Annotated in this window: 16 protein-coding genes; 9 read left to right on the forward strand and 7 right to left on the reverse strand. The window is 73.2% G+C overall.

What is annotated here, in order from left to right; all coding sequences use genetic code 11:
* Nucleotides 1–8: 8 nt before the first annotated feature.
* Both ZF1_RS28975 and ZF1_RS28980 read right to left on the reverse strand, forming a co-directional pair.
* Nucleotides 9–353: a hypothetical protein gene (locus ZF1_RS28975; RefSeq protein WP_253067003.1), complete on the reverse strand. Its 345-nt coding sequence runs from the start codon at nt 351–353 to the stop codon at nt 9–11.
* Between the two features lie 858 nt (nt 354–1,211).
* Entirely contained in the window at nt 1,212–1,889 is a 678-nt protein-coding gene (locus ZF1_RS28980; protein ID WP_253067002.1) for an HD domain-containing protein, read from the reverse strand.
* Nucleotides 1,890–2,765: 876 nt separating this feature from the next.
* On the opposite strand from ZF1_RS28980, the gene ZF1_RS28985 reads away from it, so the two are divergent.
* The 5 genes from ZF1_RS28985 to ZF1_RS29005 all read left to right on the forward strand — a co-directional run bounded on the left by ZF1_RS28985 (nt 2,766) and on the right by ZF1_RS29005 (nt 8,097).
* Nucleotides 2,766–3,770 (forward strand): NAD(P)H-quinone oxidoreductase, encoded by a 1,005-nt coding sequence (locus ZF1_RS28985; RefSeq protein ID WP_253067001.1) that lies wholly within the window; start codon nt 2,766–2,768, stop codon nt 3,768–3,770.
* 117 nt (nt 3,771–3,887) lie between these two features.
* Nucleotides 3,888–5,762 carry a 2-oxoacid:acceptor oxidoreductase subunit alpha gene (locus ZF1_RS28990; RefSeq protein WP_253067000.1) on the forward strand — a complete coding sequence of 625 codons (1,875 nt, stop codon included), beginning with the start codon at nt 3,888–3,890 and terminating at the stop codon, nt 5,760–5,762.
* Nucleotides 5,759–6,817, forward strand: coding sequence for a 2-oxoacid:ferredoxin oxidoreductase subunit beta (locus ZF1_RS28995; RefSeq protein WP_253066999.1), 1,059 nt, complete (start codon nt 5,759–5,761; stop codon nt 6,815–6,817). Before ZF1_RS28990 ends, ZF1_RS28995 begins: the two co-directional genes overlap by 4 nt.
* A 24-nt stretch (nt 6,818–6,841) precedes the next feature.
* The gene (gene fdxA, locus ZF1_RS29000; RefSeq protein ID WP_253066998.1) at nt 6,842–7,165 is read left to right on the forward strand and encodes a ferredoxin; all 324 of its coding nucleotides are present in this window, start codon (nt 6,842–6,844) and stop codon (nt 7,163–7,165) included.
* Between the two features lie 113 nt (nt 7,166–7,278).
* Nucleotides 7,279–8,097, forward strand: coding sequence for an MBL fold metallo-hydrolase (locus ZF1_RS29005; protein ID WP_253066997.1), 819 nt, complete (start codon nt 7,279–7,281; stop codon nt 8,095–8,097).
* 59 nt (nt 8,098–8,156) lie between these two features.
* Here the strand turns inward: ZF1_RS29005 and ZF1_RS29010 are convergent, their stop codons facing one another.
* The 5 genes from ZF1_RS29010 to ZF1_RS29030 form a co-directional block, all read right to left on the reverse strand.
* The gene (locus tag ZF1_RS29010; protein ID WP_253066996.1) at nt 8,157–9,245 is read right to left on the reverse strand and encodes an ABC transporter ATP-binding protein; all 1,089 of its coding nucleotides are present in this window, start codon (nt 9,243–9,245) and stop codon (nt 8,157–8,159) included.
* A 1-nt stretch (nt 9,246) separates the two neighbouring features.
* Entirely contained in the window at nt 9,247–10,044 is a 798-nt protein-coding gene (locus tag ZF1_RS29015; protein WP_253066995.1) for a carbohydrate ABC transporter permease, read from the reverse strand.
* Entirely contained in the window at nt 10,037–10,954 is a 918-nt protein-coding gene (locus tag ZF1_RS29020; protein WP_253066994.1) for a carbohydrate ABC transporter permease, read from the reverse strand. The genes ZF1_RS29015 and ZF1_RS29020 overlap by 8 nt, the downstream gene beginning before the upstream one ends.
* Nucleotides 10,951–12,270 carry an ABC transporter substrate-binding protein gene (locus ZF1_RS29025; protein ID WP_253066993.1) on the reverse strand — a complete coding sequence of 440 codons (1,320 nt, stop codon included), beginning with the start codon at nt 12,268–12,270 and terminating at the stop codon, nt 10,951–10,953. The genes ZF1_RS29020 and ZF1_RS29025 overlap by 4 nt, the downstream gene beginning before the upstream one ends.
* 137 nt (nt 12,271–12,407) lie before the next feature.
* On the reverse strand, nt 12,408–13,175 hold the full coding sequence (locus ZF1_RS29030) for a thioesterase II family protein (RefSeq protein WP_253066992.1): 768 nt from the start codon (nt 13,173–13,175) through the stop codon (nt 12,408–12,410).
* A 249-nt stretch (nt 13,176–13,424) separates the two neighbouring features.
* On the opposite strand from ZF1_RS29030, the gene ZF1_RS29035 reads away from it, so the two are divergent.
* From ZF1_RS29035 to ZF1_RS29050, 4 genes are all read left to right on the forward strand, one after another.
* On the forward strand, nt 13,425–14,822 hold the full coding sequence (locus ZF1_RS29035; protein ID WP_253066991.1) for an FAD-dependent oxidoreductase: 1,398 nt from the start codon (nt 13,425–13,427) through the stop codon (nt 14,820–14,822).
* Nucleotides 14,823–14,905: 83 nt separating this feature from the next.
* Nucleotides 14,906–16,252 (forward strand): FAD-dependent oxidoreductase, encoded by a 1,347-nt coding sequence (locus ZF1_RS29040; RefSeq protein WP_482638906.1) that lies wholly within the window; start codon nt 14,906–14,908, stop codon nt 16,250–16,252.
* Nucleotides 16,252–17,025: a thioesterase family protein gene (locus ZF1_RS29045; protein WP_253066989.1), complete on the forward strand. Its 774-nt coding sequence runs from the start codon at nt 16,252–16,254 to the stop codon at nt 17,023–17,025. Before ZF1_RS29040 ends, ZF1_RS29045 begins: the two co-directional genes overlap by 1 nt.
* A gap of 88 nt (nt 17,026–17,113) precedes the next feature.
* A complete protein-coding gene (locus ZF1_RS29050; protein WP_253066988.1) occupies nt 17,114–24,376 on the forward strand; it encodes a type I polyketide synthase in 7,263 nt (2,420 codons plus the stop codon).
* The last annotated feature ends 5 nt before the right edge of the window (nt 24,377–24,381 follow it).

The raw sequence follows: 24,381 nt of genomic DNA on the forward strand, positions 1-24,381 counted from the left end.
CGTTCCGGTCAGCGCACGGCGCCGAGGCCGAGGCGAGGGACGCTGCGGTCCCGGTGGTGGTCGTGATGGTCGAGTCGCCCGCCTCGGTGACACGCGCGAGCGCCGTTGTCGTCCGGGCGGTGGGTAGGTCCGTGCCAGCCACACGGACAGGCGGCGGCGTAGGCGGTGAAGGTGCCTTCGGCGCAGCGGGTGACGTCGGTCCACGCGTCCGAGAAGGCGCCGTTGCGGTAGCGGCCGGCGATGTAGACCTCATGCCCGAGCGACCGGCGATGGTCTGGCATCGCGCACGCGACGCTCGCCGCAGGCTTGGGGGTGCCGTCCGCACTGGGGGTCGTCGAGCGGGTGAACGACATCGGAACATGATGCATCCGAAGCATGTCCTCGGGGAGGGGGTCAGGCTTGTTTCGCCCCGTCAGGAGCGCACGTCGGTCATCGGAGTGCATGCACCACCGCCGGGTGACTCAGCGTGCGACACCGCCTTGTCCGTCCTAGCGTCCGGTTCATGCGCGAGAGGAACGCGTGTACACCGTACGGCGCATCGCCTGTGCGACAACGGTTGCTCGTCGTGGAGCTGCTGTGCAGCGGGTGCGACCGCATCGTTGGTGAGCTTCACGCCAACGAGGTAGGCGGGCTCGGCCGCATCGACGGGGCGAACACTCGCGGAGCGATTCGCTACCTCTCCCCGTCCGGACCGCCGTCACGTGCGCCTCGGCACTCGTCGACACCGGGCGGCTCGGACGAGGACCTGGTCAGGTTCTACTGCGACGACCGGTGCGGGATCCGCTACGCGATCCCTCGGGCTCGTCTCGAGGCCGCGTTCGGCCGGATCGATGCTCACTCCCGGGGTGCGCCCACCGTCGCCCGGATCCGCCTGCCGGTGCGGGGGCGGCGCGACGGACGTGCCCCGAAGCTGCAGCGTCGCGCCGCGCGCCACGACGGAGACTGACAGCCCGCCGTCGTCACCGCTGTCGCGACCGGCGCCGTGCGACCTGGCGTCGATCCTCGGGGTCGCCGGGCCGGGATCGGCGTACCGGCGGGAGGAGGGGAAGGCGGGGCGCCGAGCCGCCCGAACACGTCGAGTGCTCGGGGTGTGTCGGTGCCGCCTTGTCTCACTTTTTCTTGGCCTTCTTCTTTGCCATGTCGCACCCCCTCCGCCGTCTCTGGTTAACGTTTCGGTAACCGACGTCAACCTAGCATTGACGAATGCGCTGTCAACGTCGGGTTGACGTACGTTGTCGGGCTCGGCTGGGATCTGGATCGGCGAACGGCGGCTGACCACCTCGCCAGGTCGGAGTCGCGGCCGGACCCGCAGCACCGGGCGGGGGTTCGGCCCGGACGTGTCGTTCATCGAGCCAGCGCTGGGCCCGCCCCACGGTGGCGCGCCGCTCGGCGAGGCTGCGATCCAGTGCGGCGATCGCGTCGGGCTGATCGGCCCGACGGTGGCGGATCTCGCTCATCCGCTCGTCGAACGTCACCGCTGCACCACCCGGGCCCGTGGTCATGTCGGCGTACCAGAGTAGATCGCGTAGGACCGTGCGCTCGTCGTCGAACTCAGCCTGCAGCTGCTCGTCGAGCCCCAGGATCTGCGCCTTCACCAGTGCCGTGGAGTGGAACGCGACCAGGCCGGCCACCCGCTCGGGGTAGCCGAGCGACCGGATGTGGCGTGCGCCGTCGAGCGGGTGGAATCCGGAGTCGACGATTCTGGGGGCGTAGCCGACGTCGTGCAGCCACGCGGCGGATACCAGCACGTCGGCCTCGGCGTCGTCACCGAGGGGGGCGGCGACCACCTGAGCGCGCTCGGCCACGGACTGCACGTGCGCCCAGCGGCGAGGCAGGGTGTCCGCCAACGCGCCGTGTGCCAGACGCGCCGCCTGTTCGGCCCACGACACGGCGAAGGACGCTAGTCCCCGCTCCGTCACCCGGCAACGACCGGGTGGCCCGTTCTCGGACTCGCGTGCGAGGGTGACTCGTCGGAGACGTCGGGTGCCCGTCGCGGTCGACGATTTGGGCGGGTCGGGGGTCGCGGTGGCGGTGGTCGTCCCAGGGCGGTGACGCGGGCGTGACCTCGCCGCGCAGTAGCGGATTCGGAGCGACAATGCCGCGATAGCTCTCGGTGGGTACCGTTGTCGCGGTGGGGCCGCCCGTCGAGGCTCCGGGGGTCTGGCGCACCTCTCCCGAACGGACTCCACCGTGGATCTGACCAGTGCTCCGCCCCGCGGGACCGCGTCGGCGAGCCCCGCCGCCGAGAACCCTGTGGCCATGGCGGTGGGAGCGGCGCTCGACGTCGCCCACGGCCATAATCCTTACGGTGCCTACGCCGTCCTGCGCGACACGCTCGGCTTCCCGCTGGGGTCACTCGGCACCCATGTCGTCGCCCGCTACCGCGACTGCGCTCGGGTCCTCCAGGATCCGGCGTGGAGCCACGCCGAGCAGTCCCACCGTGATGGGCCGGCCCCGTCGGGCGGAGGAGTGGTCTCGCCGGGCCGTCGGCGAGGCGGTGTCGATCCTTCCATCGGGGTCATGGGAGCTATGAGAACTGACGACGAGGGGGAGGATTGCTGATTGGTGAACGTCGTCGAGCTGGAGGAAGCGGTCGTGTCCGCCCCGAGCACAGGTCGGCTGGGGAATGCGCGCCCCGGAGGCGGCCACGTCCGTCTACCACGAGGGCCGGCGGCTGGGCCAGCTCGATTGTCAGGGCGGCGGCTGGGCGGCGGGGTTCGCGCGTGACGCGGTCCGCCCGGTCGAGGGGCACCTAGCCTCGTGCCGTGCATGCGATCGTGGTCAGTGGCCCCGGTGGTCCCGAGAACATGAGCTGGACGGAGGTCCGGGATCCTGTGGCGGGTTGCGGCGAGGTCGTGCTGGATGTTGCCGCCACCGCGGTGAACCGGGCCGATCTGATGCAGCGGGAAGGCCACTATCCGCCGCCACCCGGTGCGTCGGAGCTCCTCGGGCTGGAGTGCTCCGGGCGGATCGCCGAGGTCGGGCCGGGGGTCGTCGGATGGACCGTGGGCGACGAGGTGTGCGCGTTGCTCGCGGGCGGCGGCTACGCGGAGAAGGTCACCGTGCCCGCGGCCCAACTGCTGCGGGTCCCGTCCGGCGTCGACCTGGAGGTGGCGGGTTCGTTCCCGGAGGTGGCCTGCACCGTGTGGAGCACGGTGATGATGCACGCCGGGCTGTCCGCCGGTGAGACGCTGCTGGTGCACGGCGCCAGCAGCGGTATCGGTAGCCACGCCCTGCAGGTCGCGAGGGCGGTCGGGGCACGGGTCGTGGCGACGGCGAACCCGGCGCGATTCGACGTCTGCCGCGAGCTCGGGGCCGATGAGGTGATCGACTACGGCGGGGATGTCGCCGGGGCGTTGGCGGAGGCGACGGGAGGCCGCGGGGCCGACGTGATCCTGGACAACATGGGCGGCACGAACCTGGCCGCGAACGTCGCGGGGGTCGCACCGGACGGCCGGATAGTGGTGATCGGCGTGCAGGGAGCACTCGTGGGTGAGGTGAACCTCGCCGCGCTGCTCGCCCGACGCGGGAGCATCGCGGCGCTGAGCCTGCGCAGTAGGCCGGTCGACGGGCCTCGCGGCAAGGGGGCGATCGTCGCCGAGGTCCGCGACCGGGTCTGGCCGATGATCGCCGACGGCCGGGTTCGCCCGGTCGTGCACGCCCGGTTCCCCCTGTCCGAGGCGGCACAGGCACATCGGATGCTCGCCGCGGGCGGTGTCGTCGGCAAGCTGCTCCTCGTGAACGACCGGACGGTGCCTGTCAACGCCTGATCGCCAACCCCGGGCGCATGCGGCCGATGGGCTGCTGATGGCGATGGTCGGCTCGGGTGCGGTGCACGCTGGGGGGCGAGGCGACGGACAGGGCTCGTTTGACTGGAGGAAGTTCACGTGCATACGAAGACAGTGCCCGGGGTCGTCACGAAGGACCGGGTGGTCATCCGGTTCGCGGGTGACTCGGGCGATGGTATGCAGCTCACGGGTGACCGGTTCACCTCGGAGACCGCGACCTTCGGCAACGACTTGTCGACGCTGCCGAACTTCCCCGCCGAGATCCGGGCGCCTGCCGGGACCCTGCCCGGGGTGTCGTCGTTCCAGCTGCACTTCGCCAACTACGACATCCTCACCCCCGGCGACCGGCCCGACGTGCTGGTTGCGATGAACCCGGCCGCGCTCAAGGCGAACATCGCCGACCTGCCCAAGGGCGGGGTGCTGATCGTGAACACCGACGAGTTCACCAAGCGCAACCTCACCAAGGTCGGCTACGCCGCGTCCCCCCTCGAGGACGGGTCCCTAGAAGACTTCCAGGTCCACGAGGTCGCCATGGCCACCCTCACCCGGGGAGCCCTGGAGGAGACCGGGCTGAGCAAGAAGGACGCCGAGCGGGCGAAGAACATGTTCGCCCTCGGCCTGCTCTCCTGGATGTATCACCGCCCGCACGAGGGCACCGAACGGTTCCTGCGGGAGAAGTTCGCGAAGAAGCCCGACATCGCCGAGGCCAACATCCTCGCCTTCCGCGCCGGGCACGCCTACGGGGAGACCACCGAAGCCTTCGCGGTCACCTACGAGGTCGCCCCCGCCAAGCTCGCCCCGGGCACCTACCGGCAGATCACCGGGAACACCGCCATGGCCTACGGCCTGGTCGCGGCCGGGCAGACCACCGGGCTGCCCGTCTTCCTCGGCTCCTACCCGATCACCCCCGCCTCGGACATCCTCCACGAGCTGTCCAAGCACAAGGCGTTCGGTGTGACCACCTTCCAGGCCGAGGACGAGATCGCCGGCGTCGGCGCCGCGCTCGGCGCCTCCTTCGGCGGGGCACTCGGGGTCACGACGACGTCCGGGCCGGGTGTGGCGCTCAAGGCCGAGACCGTCGGGCTCGCCGTCGCCCTGGAGCTGCCGCTGCTGGTCATCGACGTCCAGCGCGGCGGACCTTCCACCGGGTTGCCGACCAAGACCGAGCAGGCCGACCTGCTCCAGGCCATGTACGGGCGCAACGGCGAGGCCCCGCTGCCGATCATCGCGCCGCAGTCCCCGGGCGACTGCTTTCACGCCGCCCTCGAAGCCGCCGCCCTCGCCGTGCGCTACCGCACCCCCGTCGTGGTGCTGAGCGACGGCGCCCTGGCCAACGGGTCCGAGCCGTGGAAGGTCCCCGACGCCTCCACCCTCGAACAGGTCGATCCCGGGTTCGCCACCGAACCCAACGCCCCCGACGGCTCCGGGGAATTCTGGCCCTACCTGCGCGACGCCGACACCCTCGCGAGGCCGTGGGCCATCCCCGGCACCCCCGGCCTGGAACACCGCGTCGGCGGGCTGGAGAAGGCCGACGGCCGCGGCTCGATCTCCTACGACCCGGACAACCACGACCGCATGGTCCGGCTGCGCCAAGCCAAGATCGACGGCATCCCGGTACCCGACATCACCGTCGACGACCCCTCCGGGCAGGCGAAGGTCCTCGTCGTCGGGTGGGGCTCCACCTACGGCCCCATCGTCGCCGGCGCCCGACGGGTCCGCGCGAAGGGCCACCACGTGGCCACCGCCCACATCCGCAACCTCAACCCGATGCCCGCCAACCTCGGCGAGGTCCTACGCGCCTACGACACCGTGCTGGTCCCGGAGATGAACCTCGGCCAGCTCGCCCTGCTCCTGCGCGGGAAGTTCCTCATCGACGCCAAGTCCTACACCAAGGTCTCCGGGCTGCCGTTCAAGGCCGAGGAGCTCCAGGACGTGTTCTTCGACTACATCATCGGGCTGGAGGCCCACGCATGACCATCGAACTTGGCTTCCCCGGCCTCGGCTCGGGCGGACTGGACCTGGTCCCCACCACCGACGCCAAGCAGACCGCCAAGGACTTCACCTCCGACCAGGAGGTCCGCTGGTGCCCCGGCTGCGGCGACTACGCCGTCCTCGCCGCCGTCCGCCAGTTCCTCCCCACCCTCGGCATCAAACGCGAGAACACCGTCTTCATCTCCGGCATCGGCTGCAGCTCCCGGTTCCCGTACTACCTCAACACCTACGGCATGCACTCCATCCACGGCCGCGCCCCCACCATCGCCACCGGCCTCGCCACCAGCCGCGAGGACCTCTCCGTCTGGGTCGTCACCGGCGACGGAGACGCACTGTCCATCGGCGGCAACCACCTCATCCACGCCCTACGCCGCAACGTCAACCTCAAGATCCTGCTGTTCAACAACCGCATCTACGGGCTCACCAAAGGCCAGTACTCCCCCACCAGCGAGGTCGGGAAGATCACCAAGTCCACCCCCATGGGCTCACTCGACCACCCCTTCAACCCCATCTCCCTCGCCCTCGGTGCCGAAGCCACCTTCGTCGGACGAGCCCTCGACAGCGACCGCAAGTCGCTGACCGAGGTCCTCGGCGCCGCCGCAGCGCACCGCGGCTCCGCGCTCGTGGAGATCTTCCAGGACTGCCCCATCTTCAACGACGGCAGCTTCGACCTGCTGCGCAAGCCCGAAACCAAGGACCAGCGCCTCGTCGCCATCCGCGACGGCGAGCCGATCGTCTTCGGCCCCGAGGACAACCGGCAGGCCGTGGTCCAGGACGGGTTCACGCTGAAAGTCGTCCCCGCCGACGGCGCCACCCCGGTGATCCACGACGCGGCCAACCACGAGCTCGCCTTCGCCCTCTCCCGGCTGAGCGACCAGGACCTCAACCACACCGTCACCGGCATCTTCCGCAACGTCGACCGCACCACCTACGACGACGCCGCCCGCGCCCAGGTCCGGGCCGCGAAGGACAAGAACCCCGCCGCCGATCTCCAGTCGCTGCTCGACGGCCGCGACACCTGGACCGTCTCCGCCTGACCCGCCCATCGAAGAGGAGGATCAATGACCTATGTGATCGCCGAGCCCTGCATCGACGTCACCGACAAGTCCTGCATCGAGGAGTGCCCGGTCGACTGCATCTACGAAGGGGGCCGGATGCTCTACATCCATCCCGACGAGTGCGTGGACTGCGGCGCCTGCGAGCCCGTCTGTCCGGTCGAGGCGATCTACTACGAGGAGGACCTCCCGCACTCGTTCGCGGCCTACGGCACCGCGAACGCCGAGTTCTTCGCCGGGGTCGGCTCGCCCGGTGGCGCGGCGAAGACCGGCCCGATCGACCGAGACGCGCCGCTCGTCCGCGGGCTGCCCGGTCGCTCCACCGACTGACGCCTACCACACCGAGTACCCGCTGACGGCTCGGCGATTGCTCGACGTGATCGCGACCATTGGATCGGGAAAGTCCGCATGACATCGCGGTGTCGCCAGGGAGGATTCCACCCGTGAACGTGACTGTGCTCGGATGCCGGGCGGCCATGCCCGCCGACGGGCAGGCCAGCTCGGCCTACCTCGTCTCGACCGACTCGACCCAGATCCTGCTCGACTGCGGGCCGGGTGCGGTGACCGCGCTCACCGCGTCGACCACGCCCGCCGCGCTTGACGGGATCGTGATCAGCCATCTGCACACCGACCACTGCTACGACGTGCTCCCGCTCGGCAAGGCGGTGCTGATGACGCGGCACCTCGATGCCGAGTCGTTTCCGACCCTGCCCGTGACCAGCACGCCGCCCGACCGACCCATTCCGCTCTACGTGCCCGTCGGTGGTCGGGAGGCGCTCGGCAGGCTCGCCGGCGTCTTCCCGATCCCCACCCGGCCTGAGCTCGACCTGGCGTTCCACGGCGCGCTGGAGATCCGGGAGTACGAACCGGGCGACGACCTCGTGATCGGCGACTGCCGGGTGCAGCTGCGTCCCTTGCAGCACACCATGTCCAACTGCGGGATGCGCGTGACCGGCCCCGACGGCTCGAGCATGGTCTACAGCGGGGACACCTGCGACGTGGAGCGGCTCACCGAGCTCGCCCGCGGGACCGACCTGCTGCTCTGCGAGTCGACCCTGGAGCTGCCGGATGACGTCTCCGACGGTCACATGAGTGCCACCCGCGCGGGTCGGGTCGCTAGGGACGCAGGCGTGGGGGAGCTCGTCCTCACGCACTTCGTCACCGCGGACCCCGACTGGCTCAAGGCCCGCGGCGCCGAGGCGTCCGAGTCCTTCACCGGGCCGGTGCACCTGGCGGCTCCGGGGCGTGTGTTCCCGGTCTGACCGGCAGTACCGACCGAACGGGGGACGGTGGGGTCTCGGGCCACCACCGTCCCCCGTCCTCATGCGTCGAGGCGGACACCCGTGTCGGGGTCGAACCGGTGCAGGTCCCCGGCCTGCACGAGGACGTGCACGTGGTCGCCCACCGCGCGCGGCGTGGCGATGGGCTCGGTGAACGACCACCGGCCGTTGCGTGCTCCGCGGCAGTGGACGAGGCGCTCGTGCCCGGCGAACTCGACGATGTCGACGGTCCCGTCCAGGACTAGACCCCCGGTCGACGTCCCCGAGCCGCCGCTGTGGACCACGCCGTCCGCCGGACGCCATCCCCACCGCGTCCCCTCGTGCTCGAGCACGTTCATCGCCGGACTACCGACGAAGGTCGCGACGAACTCGTCGGCCGGGCGGCGGTAGACCTCGTCGGGGGCGGCGGCCTGCACGACCCTCCCGCCTCGCATGACGATCAGGTGCGTGGCGATCGAGAGCGCCTCGGACTGGTCGTGGGTGACCATCACGACGGTCGCGCCGAGCTCGCGGTGCAGTCGGGCGAGCTCCGCGCGCGCCTGGGCACGGAGCTGGGCGTCCAGGCTGGAGAGCGGTTCGTCGAGCAGCAGGACCCGGCGCCTGCGCACGATCGCCCTGGCCAGCGCGACCCGCTGGCGTTGCCCACCGGACAGCTGGGCGGGCTTGCGGCCGAGGAACTCCGACAGGCCGAGCTGCCCGGCGACGTCGCCGACCCGGCGGTCGATCTCGGCCCGGCCGGGTCCCGCGCCGCGCGAGTGCCGCGCCTCCAGCCGCATGCCGAACCCGATGTTCGCCGCGACCGTCAGGTGGGGGTAGAGCGCGTAGTCCTGAAAGACCATTGACAGCCCGCGGGCCCCCGGAGCGGCGTCGGTGACGTCGACGCCGCCGACGTGCACGCGCCCCTCGGTGGGGGCCAGCAGCCCGGCGACGATCGAGAGCATCGTCGACTTCCCACAGCCGGACGGTCCGACGATCACCGACAGCGAGCCGTCGGGGACGGCCAGGTGCTCGACGTCGAGGGCGAGCGCGCCGGTCGAGGGGATCGTCCCGTAGCGGTGCCGGATCCCCCGCAGCTCGATGCCCGCGGCCCCCGCCGTGGGCAGGTCCGTCAGCTCCTTCTCCAGGGTCACGTCAACGCCTTCCGGCTTGGAGGAACGCAGCGGTGATCCGCCGCGAGAAGATCGCGTACACCGCCAGCACGGGGGCACACGCCAGGACGGAGGCGGCCAGCAGCGGGCCGGGGTTGCCGCCTTCCTGGTTGTTGAACAGCGCGAGCCCCTGCTGGATCGTCGTGTTCGTGGGGCTGGGGGCGATCAGCGCGGGCCAGAGGTACTCGTTCCAGGTCGTGACGAACACGAGGATGCCGACGGCACCGAGGCCGGGGCGGAGCTGGGGGAGCACGAGGTGCCAGAGCGTCTCGGCGGGCCGCGCGCCGTCGATCGCCGCGGCTCCGAGCAGGTTCTTCGGGATCGACCGGGTGTGCTCCCACATGAGGAGCACCGCCAGCCCGCACGAGGCAAGCTGGGGCACGATCAGCCCGACGTAGGAATCGCGCCACCCCAGACCCGTCGCGATCAGGAACTGGGGGATGACCATGGCCTGCAGGGGCACCACCAGCGAGACGGTGACCGCGCCCAGCACCCAGCGCAGGCTGCGAGCGCCCAGGCTGAGCATGGCGTAGGCGGCGAGCACCGCGACCAGCAGCTGCAACGCGGTCACACCCAGGGCCGTCACGAACGAGTTGAGCAGCAGCCGCCCGATCGGGAAGAGGGTCACCGCGTCGACGTAGTTCGCCACCGACACCGGGGACGGCCCGATCTCGAAGATCGCGTTCTGCGGCCGGAACGAGGTCAGCAGGGCCCAGACCAGCGGGAAGGACACGGCCAGCCCGGTGACGAGCAATGTGGTGTGCCAACGCAGCTCACGCACGGGAGCGCCTCCGGTTCCACAGGGCCGCGGCGCCGAAGAGCAGGGCCAGGGCGAGCGTGATCGCGACCGCGAGGGCGGACGCGGACCCGGCGTCGAAGAAGTCGAAGCCCTCGGTGTAGAGCCGGTAGTAGATGTTGTCGGTGGCGCCGTCGGGGCCGCCGCGGGTGAGCGCCGCGACGTTGGTGAAGACCCACTGACCGGCCACGATCACACAGAGCGCGGACAGCAGCGCTATCGTGCGCAGCATCTGGGGGAGCACGATGAACCGCGTGGTCTCCCACTCGGTGGCACCGTCGATGCGGGCGGCGTCGATGGCCCGGCGGTCGACCCCCGCGAGCGCGGCCGAGAACAGCAGCATGTTCAGCGCCACGATCTTGCCCGCCGTGACCAGCACGATCACCGGCAGTGCGGTGCGCGGGTCGCCGAGCCAGTTCGGCGCGGGCAGGCCGACACCGCTCAGCACCGTGTTGACCAGGCCCTGCTGGGGGCTGAGCAGGAACTGCCACGAGATCGCCGTGGCGACCGGGGCCAGCACCACCGGGGAGAACAGCAGCGCCCGGTAGCCGTCGGCGGCCCGGCCGGGCCTGCGCCACAGCAGGATCGCCAGCGTCATCGGGATCACCGTGGCGAACGGCAGCATCCCCAGCACGTAGTACCCGGTGCGGACCAGCGCGTTCGTCGTCTCCGGCCTGCCGAACACCGCGACGAAGTTGTCGACGCCGACGAACTCGGGGTTCGGCGAGATCAGGTTCCAGTCGAGGAGGGACAGCACGCCCGTCCAGAGCAGCGGGCCGTAGACCCACACCCCGAGCGCCAGGACGAGCGGGACCAGATAGAGCCACGGGCGGCCCCGCGGGCCGGGTTGCGCTGCCCGGGCCCGCGGGGCCGCCCTGTCGAGGGTGGACGTCACCGCGTCGACAGGGAGCGGATCTTGTCGGCCGCCGCCTTCAGCGTGGTGGTGGGGTCGGCGCCGCGGAGCACGATCGGCTCCACCGCCTCGTCCTGCAGGACGACGACGGCGCGGTTGGCCTGGCCACCGGGGAAGACCTGGTAGGGCGCGACGGTGTCGAGCTGGGACAGGGCGGGGAGCAGCCGCGGGTTCTGCGCGAAGTAGTCCTTCAGGTAGGCGGGGTCGTTCGCCAGCGCCGGACGCAGCGGCAGGTAGCCGATCTTCTGGGCGTAAGTGGTGTAGGCCTGGGGGGTCGACATGAACTTCACGAACTTCCAGGCCGCCTGCTGCCGGGCCTTGTCGTCGCCCAGCACGGCGAGACCGGCGCCGGAGTACGTGGGCTTGGCGGTCTTGCCGTCGATCGTCGGGAACGCGGCGGTGCGCAGCTCGAACTTGCCGGTGGAGGCCTTCTCGAATGAGGCCAGCGCGCCGGTGCTGGCCAGCAGCATGCCGAGCCGTCCGGAGCCGAACAGCGTGATGGCGTCGGCGGTGGAGATGGCGGGCTGGGCCCCCGACGTCGTAAGGGCCTGGACCTGGGTCAGCGCGTTCACGGCCTCGGGCCCGTCGACGGTCACCTGGCCGTCCGGGCTCACCAGGGAGCCGCCTGCGGTGTTGATCAGCGACTGGGTCAGGTAGTCGGACTTGCCGACGTCCGCCGCCGCGATGTAGGTGCCCGCGGCACCGCTGCGCGCGATGGCCTGGGCCGCGGCGCCGATCTCAGCCATCGAGGTGGGCGGGGTGTCCGGGTTCAGGCCCGCGGCGCGGAACAGGTCCGCGTTGTAGTAGAGGGTGGGGACGGACATGGTGAACGGCATGGCCTTGACCACGCCCTCGTTCGCCACGGCCTCGAGAAGGCTCGGCGCGATCGGGGTGGGGCCGCCGACGTGGTCGGCCCACTCCGCGCCCGCGAGCTCCTGCACCGGAGCGATCGGCAGGTCGGCGTAGGCCTCGGCCATCTTGCTCCAGCCGATCTGCGCGACGTCCGGCGGGCTGCCCGCCGCGGTGTCCGCCTTGAGCTTGGTGAGGACGTCCGCGACCGCCACCGGCTGCGTCTTCACGGTGATGCCGGGGTTCTGGGCCTGGAACTCGTCGATCAGCGCCTGCATGGCCTGCCCGCCGAGGTCGGGGGTGCCGACGCTGTAGCCCAGGAACGTCAGCTCCACCGGCGTGGTGGGCGAGGCCGTGCCTGCGTCGGTGGAACTGCCACCGCAGGCGGCGACGGTCGCCAGCCCGAGTGCGGCGAGGAGCGCTCCGGCACTCCGTGCGATCCGGTTCATGGTCCATCCTCTGTTCGGGGAGGCGGGAGTCCGCCCGGCGTCATCCTTCGATCACCGGGCACCGGTGACCAGGAACGACGAGCCTCTTCCGATCGGCCCATCGACATCGCCACTCATGCCGCCACCCATGCCGCCGCTCACGCGGCCGCGAGCTCCGCGGCGACGGCGGCGCCGAGCGCGCCGACCTGCCCGGCGAGGTAGAAGTGCCCGCCCGGATAGGTCGTCAGGGTGAACCGGCCGTCCGTCTGTGCCCGCCAGGCCCGTGCCTCGTCGACCCGGACCTTGGGGTCACGGTCCCCGACGTGCACGTGCAGCGGGATGGTCAGCGGCGGCTCACCGCCCGACCAGCGGTAGGACTCCGCGGCGCGGTAGTCGGCGCGCAGGGCGGGCAGCACCATCCGGCGGATCTCGGCGGACTCGAGCAACGCCCGGTCGGTCCCGCCCAGCTCGGCGATCTCGGCGAGGAGGGCGTCGTCCCCACGCAGGTGCACGCGGTCGGTCCGCATGCACGACGGCGCGGTGCGACCGCTGACGAACAGCGCTGTCGGAGCCCGCCCCTCGCGGCGGAGCCGGTGGGTGACCTCGAAGGCCACCGAGGCGCCCATGCTGTGGCCGAACAGCGCGAAAGGCCGATCGGCGACCCCGAGCACGGCCTCGAGCGCGGCGTCGGCGAGCGCGTCGACGGAGTCCAGGCACGGCTCGTGGCGACGGTCCTGGCGGCCGGGGTACTGCATGGCCAGGGTGTCGACCTCCGGTTCGAGGGCCTCGGCGAGCGGCACGTATGCGGTCGCGGCGCCGCCGGCGTGCGGGAAGCACACGAGCCGGACCGGGGCCTCGGCGGTCGGGCGGAAGCGCCGGAGGCTGGTGGGCGGGGCGGTGACGCGGGGGGCGGCGGCTGCGGTCACGATGTCCGTCCTTCACGGGTCGGTGACCGTGGGCCGGCCACACCTTGGTCCCATGGCACCCGAGGCGCTCCGGCATGACCGCCGATGATCGGCGACCGGAATCGGCCCATTCGAGCGACGCCGGCCGTGCTTGACCCTCCGTGACGGCGGGGTCACGGTTTCCTCGTCGCCGTGAGCGCGACGAACGGGCTCCGGGAGCCGCCGCCCCGGCGGCCTCGGGGTCCAGAGGCGCGAGGAGAGGGACGCGGGATGACCGGAACCGGCTCGACCGACACCACAGCACGGGGCGAGCACGCGGTCGTGCTCGGGGCCGGGATCGCCGGCATGCTGGCGGCGCGGGTGCTGACCGACTCACACCGGCGGGTCACCGTCGTCGACCGGGACGACCTGGACCGGGAGGGCCAGCGGCGCGGCGCGCCGCAGGGCAGGCACGTCCACGGCCTCACCGAGACCGGCCGGCTGGTCATGGAGGGTCTCTTCCCCGGCATCACCCAGGAGCTCCGCGAGGCGGGGGTCCTCACGCCCGAGGTGCTGACCGACACCCGGTGGTACTTCGGCGGTCTGCGCGCCCACTCCACCTCGACCGGGCTGACCGCCGTGCTCGCGAGCCGCCCGCTCCTGGAGCGGGTCCTGCGCGCCAGGCTGCAGGCCTGCCCCGAGATCGGGATCCGACCGCGCACCAGCGCCGCGGGCCTGGTCGCCGACGACGCGGGCCGGGTCGTCGGCGTGCGGGTCGGTGGTCCGGGCGGGCCTGAGGAGACGGTCACCGCCGACCTCGTGGTCGACGCTACGGGCCGTGCGTCGCGAGCGCCGGACTGGCTCGCCGAGCTCGGCGTGGACCGGCCGGTCGAGGAGCTGGTCGAGATCGAGCTCGGCTACTCCTCGCGGATCTACCGCAGGCTCCCGGAGCACCTCGACGGCGACCGTGCCGTCAACATGGCGATCGGCCCTGGCAGGCGCGGCGCGACCATGGTGGCGATCGAGGGCGACCGTTGGCACGTGACGCTCGGCGGAACCCTGGGCGACCACCCGCCGAACGACGACGACGGCTACCGCGCCTTCGCCGCGTCGCTGCCGTCCGGAGACGTCCACCGGGTCCTGGACGCGGCCGAGCCGATCGAGGACGCGGTGCCCTATCGCTTCAAGGGCTCCCGACGCCGGTACTTCGAGAGGTTGGCGAGCCCGCCCGAGGGGTTCGTCGTGATCGGCGACGCCGTGTGCTGCCTGAACCCCGTCTACGCCCAGGGCATGACCGTGGCCGCGCAGGAGGCGGTCGAGCTGCGGGACTGCCTGCGGTCCGGGTCGCGGGACCTGCCGCGCCGCTTCTACCGCGCCGCCGCCCGCAGGATCGACGCCGCATGGCAGACGTCGACCGGCAGCGACCTCGCGCACCCGGCGGTCGAGGGCCGCCGCACCTTGCGGACGAAGCTGACCAACAGGTGGCTCAAGCGGATCCTGGTCGCCGCGCACCGCGACCCCGCGGTCGCCCGCACCTTCCTGCGTGTGTCGAACCTCGTCGAGCCGCCGACCGCCCTGCTCAGCCCGTCGATGGTGCGCCGGGTGCTCCGGCACGGGTCGACCCGCGGGCTGGTGCCTGCGACCCCTGCGGCGCCGAGCCCCGAGCCCGAGGTCGGCACCCCCGCCTGACCGTCCGCCGCGTGCACCGTCGCGGCACCCGTCCGATCCCACCGGTTCGTGCCGGTGGCCGTGCAAGACGAACTGGAGGAACCATGACCACCGATCCCGATGTGATCGTCGTCGGCGCGAGCATCGCGGGCAACACCGCCGCGACCCTGCTCGCCCGGGGCGGGGCCCGCGTCCTGCTGCTGGAGAAGCACACCCGCGAGGACGCCTACAAGGTCTTCTGCACCCACACCCTGCAGCCCTCCGCGATGCCCGTCCTCGACCGGCTCGGCGTGCGCCCGGCGATGGAGGCGGCGGGCGCCGTCCACCACCGCTCGAACTACTGGACCCGCTGGGGCTGGGTCCGACCGCGCGCCGAGGAGGGCTCCGAGGACCTCCCGCACGGGCTCAACCTGCGGCGAAAGGCACTCGACCCGATCTTCCGCCGGATGGCGGCCGAGACCCCCGGCGTCGAGCTCCGGCTCGGCCAGACCGTGACCGACCTGGTCCGCGAGGGCGACCGGGTGACCGGCGTCCGCGTCAAGACCCGGGACGGTGCGGAGGAGACGATCCACGCCCGGCTCGTCGTCGGCGCGGACGGCCGCTTCTCCAAGCTCGCGCAGCTCTCCGGGGCGGACATGAAGGTCACGCCCAACAACCGCTTCGCCTACTTCGCCTACTTCCAGGACCTGCAGCCGCGCGAGGACCCGCCCACCAACATCTGGTTCCTCGACCCCGACGGCGCCTACGTGATGCCGAACGAGGACGGGGTCAGCGTCGTCATCGTCGCGCCGAAGAAGACCGAGGAGCACCTCGCCGCCTTCCGCGAGGACACCGAGGGCGCCTTCCACCGCTTCGTCCGCGCGCTGCCCGACGCCCCGCCCATCGACGACGCCGAGCGGGTCTCGAAGTTCAACGGGATGATGGACTTCTCGCTGCGCGAGCGGCACCCGCACGCGGCGCCCGGCCTCGCCCTGGTCGGCGACGCGGCGCTGTCCACCGACCCGATGTGGGGCATCGGCTGCGCCTGGGGCATGCAGTCGGCCTCCTGGCTCGCCGACTCGGTGGCCGACACCCTCGACGTCGACGACGAGGTGGATGCCGCGCTCGCCACCTATGCGGGTCGGCACAAGGCCGAGGTCGGCGGCTACCAGCGGCTCTTCGAGAACTTCGCCTCTGCGCGCCCGCTGAACGCGATGGAGCGGCTGATGTACAGCGCCTCCATCCACGACCCGCAGACCGCGCGCCACCTCTACAGCTTCGGGTCCCGCCTGATCAAGATCCCCGAGTTCGGCGCCTCCCCGGCGGTGGCGCGCGCCGTGCTGGCACAGCAGGCGGTCAGCGTCGAGGAGAGCCTGGCGAGCCTGCGCGAGGTCCCGTTCCTGAACGTCGACGAGATCGAGGCGCTGGTCCGGGCCGAGTCCGAGCCCGCGCTCGCGGTGGCCGGGTCCTGATGACCACGACGGCCGAGCCCGACGGCGGGGTCGTGGAGATCCCGCCGGTGGACCGCACGTGGTGGTCCTGGAGCGGTGTGCACGGCGGTCTGGCCGCGGCGATGCTGGTCCGCCACGCCCGGCGCCACGCGGGCGACCTCGGCGTCCGCTCCGTCCACGGCTCGCTGCTCCGCCCGATCGCCGACGGTGGGCTGCACCTGGCGACCGAGGTCATGCGCCGCTCGGCAGGCAGCGTGCTGGCCCGGTCGGTGCTGCGGGAGGGCGGCGCGGCGTCCGTCCTGGCCACGACCTTCCTGGCCGGGCGCTCGGCGCCCGTGCACCAGCCGAGCCCGCCTCCCGCCGTGCCACCGGTCGAGGACTGCCCGGACGCCGGGTTCGACCCGGGACCGGTGCCGTTCATCCAGCACCTCGAGGTGCGGATGGCGGGCGACGTGCGCCCGTTCGACGGTGGCACGGACCCGGTGCTGCGCGCCTGGATCCGGCTGCGCGAGCCGCAGTTCGACGCCGCGGAGACCGCGGTGGTGCTGCTCGACTCGATGCCGCCCGCCCTCTACGCCCTGACCACCGCGCCCGTCCCGATCCCCACCGCCGAGTTCTCGGTCCATCTCACCGACGGCCTCGACGGCATCGGCGGCGGGGACGGCTGGTCGCTCATCGAGGTGCGGACCGAGCAGGCCAGCGACGCGTGGAGCGTCGACTCCAGCTCGCTCTGGGACTCGACCGGCACGCTGCTGGCCGTCGGCCGCCAGACCCGCCGCATCCTCGGGGCCTGACGCCCCTTCCCGCACGGCCCCACCCGAACACCGTCGTTCGGACTCCCACAGACGACCACCACCGGACAGACCAGGGGTGTCACCGAACATGACGACCACACCGACCGAACCCGTCGCCGTGATCGGGCTGGCCTGCAGGCTGCCCGGCGCGCCCGATCCCGGCGCCTTCTGGCGGGTCCTGGCCGACGGGGTCGACGCCGTCGGCGCTCCGCCGTCGAGCCGGACGCCGGGCACGGCGGCCACCACCGGGCAGGCGGGCCACCTCGACCACGTCGACCTGTTCGACGCGGACTTCTTCGGCGTCTCGCCGCGGGAGGCCGACGGGATGGACCCGCGTCAGCGGCTGCTGTTGGAGTTGGCGTGGGAGGCGCTCGAGGACGCGCGGACACCCCCGCTGTCGCTGCACGGCGGTCGTGCGGGGGTGTTCGTCGGCGCGGCCGGGGACGACTACGCGGCGCTCGCCGCGGCGGCGGGTGCGGTCGACCGGCACACCCTGACCGGGGTGTCGCGCGCGGCGATCGCGAACCGGGTGTCCCACGTCCTGGGGCTCGGTGGCCCGAGCGTGGTCGTCGACACCGCGCAGTCGTCGTCGCTGGTCGCGGTGCACCTGGCCTGCGAGAGCCTGCGCCGCGGCGAGACGGACGTTGCCCTCGCGGGCGGGGTCCAGCTCAACCTCGCGCCCACGGGCGCCCTGACCGCGCAACGCTTCGGGGCCCTGTCCCCGGACGCCCGGTGCTTCGTGTTCGACGCGCGCGCGAACGGCTTCGTCCGGGGCGAGGGCGCCGGGCTCGTCGTGCTGAAGACGCTGTCGGCGGCGGTGGCCGACGGTGACCGGATCCATGCGGTGGTGCTCGGCGACGCGCTGTCCCACGACGGCGCCGGGCTCACCGAGCCCGGGGCCGGTGGCCTGGCCGTGCCCAACGCCCGCGCGCAGGCGGACGTCCTACGCCGGGCGTATGCGGCGGCGGGTCTCGACCGGTCGGCCGCGCAGTACGTGGAGCTGCACGGCACGGGCACGCCCGTGGGCGACCCGATCGAGGCGGCGGCGGTCGGCGAGGCGCTCGGCTCGGTGTCGCCCGTGGCGGTCGGGTCCGTCAAGACCAACATCGGGCACCTCGAGGGCGCCGCGGGCATCGCCGGGTTCCTCAAGGTGGTGCTCGCGCTCGCCCACCGCGAGCTGCCCGCGACCCTGCACCACACCACCCCCAACCCCGCCATCCCGCTCGACGAGCTGGGCCTGCGGGTCCAGACCGCGACCGGGCCGTGGCCGCGTCCCGACGAGCGCCTGGTCGGCGGAGTGAGCTCGTTCGGGGTGGGCGGAGCGAACTGCCACGTCGTGCTGGGCGAGGCACCGGTGGCGGCCCCCGTCGAGGAGCGCGGGTCGGGCACCGGCCTGCCCTGGGTCCTGTCCGCCCGCTCCGCGGCCGCGCTGCGGGCGCAGGCCGAGCGACTCGCGGAGCTGTCGGAGAGTACGGCGGTCGGGCGGTCGCTCGCCGCCACCCGGTCGCCGCTCGCGCACCGGGCCGTGCTGTTCCCGGACGCGGCGGGGAGCCTCGCCACCGCACTGGCCGCCGTCGCAGGCGACCGCCGCGACGACACGGTGGTCGAGGGCGTCGCGCACGTCGCTGCGACGCCCGTCCTGGTGTTCCCGGACACCTGGGAGGGCGCGGCGGACGAGCTGCTGGACTCCTCGCCCGTCTTCGCCGACGCGTTCGCCGCGTGCGGCGAGGCGGTGGGGGACACCTCCCTGGAGAGCGCGCTGCGCAGCGGTGTCGAGACCGAGACCGTCCGCTGGGCGACGCTGGTGGCACTCGCCGCGCTGTGGCGGGCCGCGGGCGTGGTGCCCGACACCGGCTACGCCGTCGTCGGGGAGGGGATCGGGGAGCTCGCCGCCGCGACGGTCACGGGCGAGATCACCCTGGACGAGGCGGCGCGGCGGCTCGACACGCACCCGACCACGGGCGGGCTCGAGGAGCGTGTCCGGGACCTGTTCGCCCAGGGGCACAACGTCTTCCTCGTGCTCGGCCCTGGCCGTGAGCTCGCGCCGGACCTGCCCGTCGACGTCGTCGACACCCCGCTGCAGCTCGCGGGCGTGCTCCGCTCGGCGGCTGAGCTGTTCGTCCGTGGCGTGCCGGTCGACGTGGGCTCCTGGTACCCGGCCGGGCCGGTGGTGGACCTGCCGACCTACCCCTTCCAGCGGACCCGGCACTGGTTCTCTGTGGGCGAGACCGCCGCCGCTCCCGCCCCGGAGGCGGACGAGGACGACCCGGTCGTGGTGGTCGGCATGGCCTGCCGCTACCCGGGTGGGCTGGACACCCCCGAGAAGCTCTGGCAGGCGGTGCTCGACGGCGTCGACACGGTCTCCGAGTTCCCGACCGACCGCGGCTGGGACGTCGAGGGCCTCTACGACCCGGATCCCACCGTCGCGGGCACCTGCTATACCCGCCACGGCCACTTCCTGAACGGAGCGGGGCTGTTCGACCCCGGCTTCTTCCACATCGGACCCCGCGAGGCCGCGGCCATGGACCCGCAGCAGCGGCTCCTGCTGGAGACCACGTGGGAGGCACTGGAGCGGGCCCGGATCGACCCGACGGCACTGCGGGGACGGTCGGTCGGCGTCTACGTCGGTGCGATGGACCAGGAGTACGGCCCGCGGCTCGACGAGCCCGCGGACGAGTCGATGGGCCACCTGCTCACCGGCATCCACATGAGCGTCGCGGCGGGCCGGATCTCGTACGTCTTCGGCTTCGACGGTCCGTCGCTCACGATCGACACCGCGTGCTCGGCCTCGCTGTCCGCGCTGCACCTCGCGGCGCGCGCGGTGCGCAGCGGCGAGTGCGACCTGGCCCTGGCGGGCGGCGTGACGATCATGTCCGGGCCCGGGCTGTTCGTGCAGTTCAGCCGTCAGCGCGGGCTCGCGGCCGACGGCCGGTGCAAGCCCTTCGCAGGGGCCGCGGACGGCACCGCGTGGTCCGAGGGTGTCGGGATGGTGGCGGTGGAGCGGCTCTCGGTCGCCCGCCGCGAGAGCCACCCGGTGCTCGCCGTGCTGCGGGGCTCGGCGGTCAACCACGACGGCGCCAGCAACGGCCTCACCGCGCCGAACGGGCCCGCGCAGCAGCGGGTGATCGAGCGGGCACTGGCCGACGCGGGTCTGGGGACGGACGCCGTCGACGTCGTCGAGGCGCACGGGACCGGTACCCCTCTGGGCGACCCGATCGAGGCGGGCGCGCTGCTCGCCACCTACGGCGCGGCCCGTCCGGCGGACCGGCCGCTGCTGCTCGGCTCGCTCAAGTCCAACATCGGGCACACTCAGGCCGCGGCCGGCGTCGGCGGCGTGATCAAGATGATCAAGGCGATGGAGCACGGGCAGGTCCCGGGCACGTTGCACGTCGACGAGCCGTCGCCGCAGGTCGACTGGGCCTCCGGGGCGGTGCGGCTGGTCACCGAGACGACCGCGTGGCCCGAGACCGGCCGTCCCCGCCGGGCGGCGGTCTCCGGGTTCGGCATCGGCGGCACCAACGCCCACGTGGTGCTGGAGCAGCCGCCCGCGACCGAGGCCCCCGGACGCGAGCCGGTCGACGGGCCACTGCCGTGGGCTCTCTCCGCCCCGACCTCGTCCGCGCTGGAGGCGCGAGCCGAGCAGCTCGCCGACCTGCTGGACCGCAGCCCGGGCCTCGCGCCCGAGGACGTCGGGCTGTCCCTCGCGGCCACTCGCGCGACGTTCGACCACCGGGCCGTGGTGATCGGCCGGGACCGTGCGGAGCTGCTGCGCGGGCTGCGCGACCTCTCCGAGGGCGAGCCGACCGACGCCGTCGTGACCGGGACCGCGACCTCCCCGGGCGCCCCGGTGCTGGTGTTTCCCGGGCAGGGCTCGCAGTGGCGGGGGATGGGCATCGCGCTGATGGCCGACCCGACGTTCGCGGCAACGCTCACCGCCTGCCACGACGCCCTGGCCCCGCACGCCGACTTCTCCCTGCTCGACGTCCTGCGTGGCGACGGAACCGAGCTCCAGCGCGTGGAGGTCGTCCAGCCCGCGCTGTGGGCCGTCATGGTGTCGCTGGCCCGGCAGTGGCAGGCCCACGGGGTGACGCCGGCAGCGGTCGTCGGGCACTCCCAGGGGGAGATCGCCGCGGCCACCGCGATCGGCGCGCTGTCGATCGAGGAGGGCGCCCGGATCGTCGCCGTGCGCAGCAGGCTGCTGGCCTCGCTCGCCGGGACGGGCACCATGGCGTCGATCCCGGCGCCGGTCTCCGACGTCGAGGAGGTGCTGCGGAAGACCCCCGGCGCGGTGGACATCGCCGCGGTCAACAGCTCCCGCGTCACCGTCGTGGCAGGCGAGGTCGCCGCCGTCGACGCGGCCGTGGCGGAGTTCGTGGCCCGCGGCGTGCGCGCCAAGCGGATCCCGGTGGACTACGCGTCGCACTCCGCCGCGGTCGACGCCCTGCACGAGCCGCTGCTCGCGGAGCTGGGCACGGTCGAGTGCCGGTCGACCGACGTCCCGTTCCACTCCACGGTGCTCGGCGCGCAGGTCGACACCGCGACGCTGGACGCCGAGTACTGGTTCCGCAACCTGCGCCGCCCGGTGCGGTTCGCCGACGTCGTCCGGTCGCTGGTGCGGGCGGGCCACCGGCACGTCGTCGAGGTCAGCCCGCACCCGGTGCTGACCATCGCCGTCGAGGACCTGGTCGACGAGGCGGACTCCGCAGGCGCCGTCACCGGCACCCTGCGCCGCGACGACGGCGGGCAGGCCCGGATGCTCGCCGCGCTCGCAACGCTGTACGTGCACGGCGGGACCGTCGACTGGGCGGCAGCCTTCGACTCGTCCGCGCGGACGGTCGACCTGCCCACCTACCCCTTCGAGCGGCAGCGGTTCTGGCTGAACCAGGACGTGGCCGCGCCGCGCGCGCTCTCCTCGGCGGCCCTGCCCGAGACCGGGCACCCGCTGCTCACCGCGGCCGTGGACGTCGCGGGGCGGGATGAGACGGTCTTGACCGGGGCGGTTGCCCTGCGCCGGTTCCCGTGGATCGCGGACCACGCGGTCAGCGGCACGGTCCTGCTGCCCGGTACCGCGCTCGTCGAGCTGGCCCTGCGGGGGGCGGCCGGTCGGGTCGACGAGCTGACCCTGCAGGCTCCGTGCCTGGTGCCCGCGGACGGCGAGGTCGTGCTGCAGGTGGTGCTGGGCGCGCGGGACCTCGACGGGTCCCGGGCGGTCGAGGTCCACTCCCGACCGGCGGACGGCGGGGCCTGGACCTGCCACGCCGTCGGCCGGACCGGAGGTGTCGTGGCGGCGCCCATGGCGAGCTGGGCGGCGAGCTGGCCGCCCGCGGGCGCCGAGGCCGTCGAGCTCGAGGGGGCCTACGCCACACTCGCCGAGCGCGGGTACGACTACGGCCCCGCCTTCCAGGGCCTGCGCGCGCTCTGGCGGGACGGGACCACGCTCTACGCCGACGTCGCACTGCCGATGGACGCCGAGCCCGGGTTCGTCGTGCACCCGGCCCTGCTCGACGCCGCCCTGCACCCGATGGTGCTGACCGGCGCGATCGGGGAGACCGGACAGGTCCCGCTGCCGTTCGCCTGGCGCGGGGTGTGGGCGGCGGCGGAGCCGGGGACGAGCGCCCTGCGGGTGCGGCTTGTTCCCACTGAGGAGGGCCTGCACGTGGCCGCGGCGGACGCGACCGGCACGCTCGTCGCGGAGGTCGAGGGGCTCGCCGTGCGGCCGATCGCGCTGGCCCGGCTGCGGGCGCTCGCGGCCGCGCAGACCGACCCGCTGCTCGAGGTGGAGTGGACGGCGCCGGACGGTGCCGTCGTGCCGGTCGGTGAGCACGAGGTCCTCGACGCCGTCGGCGCGACCGAGCGGGAGGCGCTGGCCACCGTCCTCGCGGCGCTGCAGGAACGGCTGGCCGACCCGGACGCGACCGGACCGCTGGTCGTCCGCACCCGCGGCGGTGTCGCCACGGGCCGGGACGAGTCGCTGGATCTCGCCGCGGGGGCCGTGCACGGCCTGGTGCGCAGCGCCCAGACCGAGCACCCGGGCCGGTTCGTGCTGGTCGACATCGATTCGGGTGGCGAGCCGGACGACCTGCCCGCCGCCCTCGCGACGGGTGAGCCGGAGGTCGCGGTGCGCGGGGGAGCGGTGCTCGTCCCGCGGCTCCTGCCCCGGTTTCCGACGCGCTCGGCCGCACCGATCGACCCCGAGGGCACGGTGCTGGTGACCGGCGGCACCGGAACCCTCGGGCAGCTGCTGGCGCGCCATCTCGTCGAGCACCACGGGGTGCGGCACCTGCTGCTCACCAGCCGCAGCGGGTCCGGGGCGGACGAGCTCGTCGCCGAGCTGGCCGACCGCGCCGAGACCACGGTGGCGGCCTGCGACGCCGCGGACCGGGACGCCCTCGCTGCGACGCTCGCCGCGATCCCCGCCGCCCACCCGCTGGTCGGGGTCGTGCACGCCGCGGGTGTGCTCGACGACGGGATCCTGGAGTCGCTGACCCCCGAGCGGCTCGACACGGTGCTGCGGCCCAAGGTCGACGCCGCGCGGCACCTCGACGAGCTCACCCGCGAGGCCGCGCCGCCGCTGTTCGTGCTGTTCTCCTCGATCGCGGCCGCCCTGGGCAACGCGGGTCAGGCGGGCTACGCCGCCGCCAACGCCGCGCTCGACACGCTGGCGCAGCACCGTCGCGCCGACGGGCTGCCCGCGGTCTCGATCGCCTGGGGGCTCTGGGCTCCCGGCAGCGCGATGAGCTCGCAGATGGGCGAGGCGGGCAAGGCGAGGCTCGGCGCCACCGGCATCCTCCCGATGCCCGCCGAGACCGGCCTCGCACTGTTCGACGCCGCGCTCGACCTCGGCGCGCCGCAGGTCGTCGCCGCGCGTCTCGACGCGGCGAGCGCGCCGGACCGGCCGCTGCTGCGCAGCCTGACCGGGAGGAACGCGGTGCCTGTCGCCGAGCCGACGCAGGCCTCGGCGACACCGACGGAGACCTCGCCGCTGCTGCGCAGGCTCGGCGAGACCGAGGGGCCCGAGCGCAGGCACGTGCTCCTCGACCTGGTCCGCACCACGGTCGCCGCGGTGCTGGCCCACCCGACCCCGGACTCGGTCGACGTCGGCAGGCCGCTGGCGGCGCTGGGGCTGGACTCGCTCGGCGCGGTGGAGCTGCGCAACCGGCTCGGGTCCGCCACCGGGCTGCGCCTGCCGGCGACGATGGTCTTCGACCACCCGTCCGCCTCGGCCATCGCCGAGCTCCTCGACGGGCGGCTCACCCCCGTGGCCGAGCCGGCCACGGTCGCACCGGTCGTCCAGCTCGGCGACGTGTCCGACGACGAGATGTTCGCGATGATCGACAACCGGAACGGATGACGGGC

This window comes from Pseudonocardia sp. ZF1 (assembly GCF_056835605.1).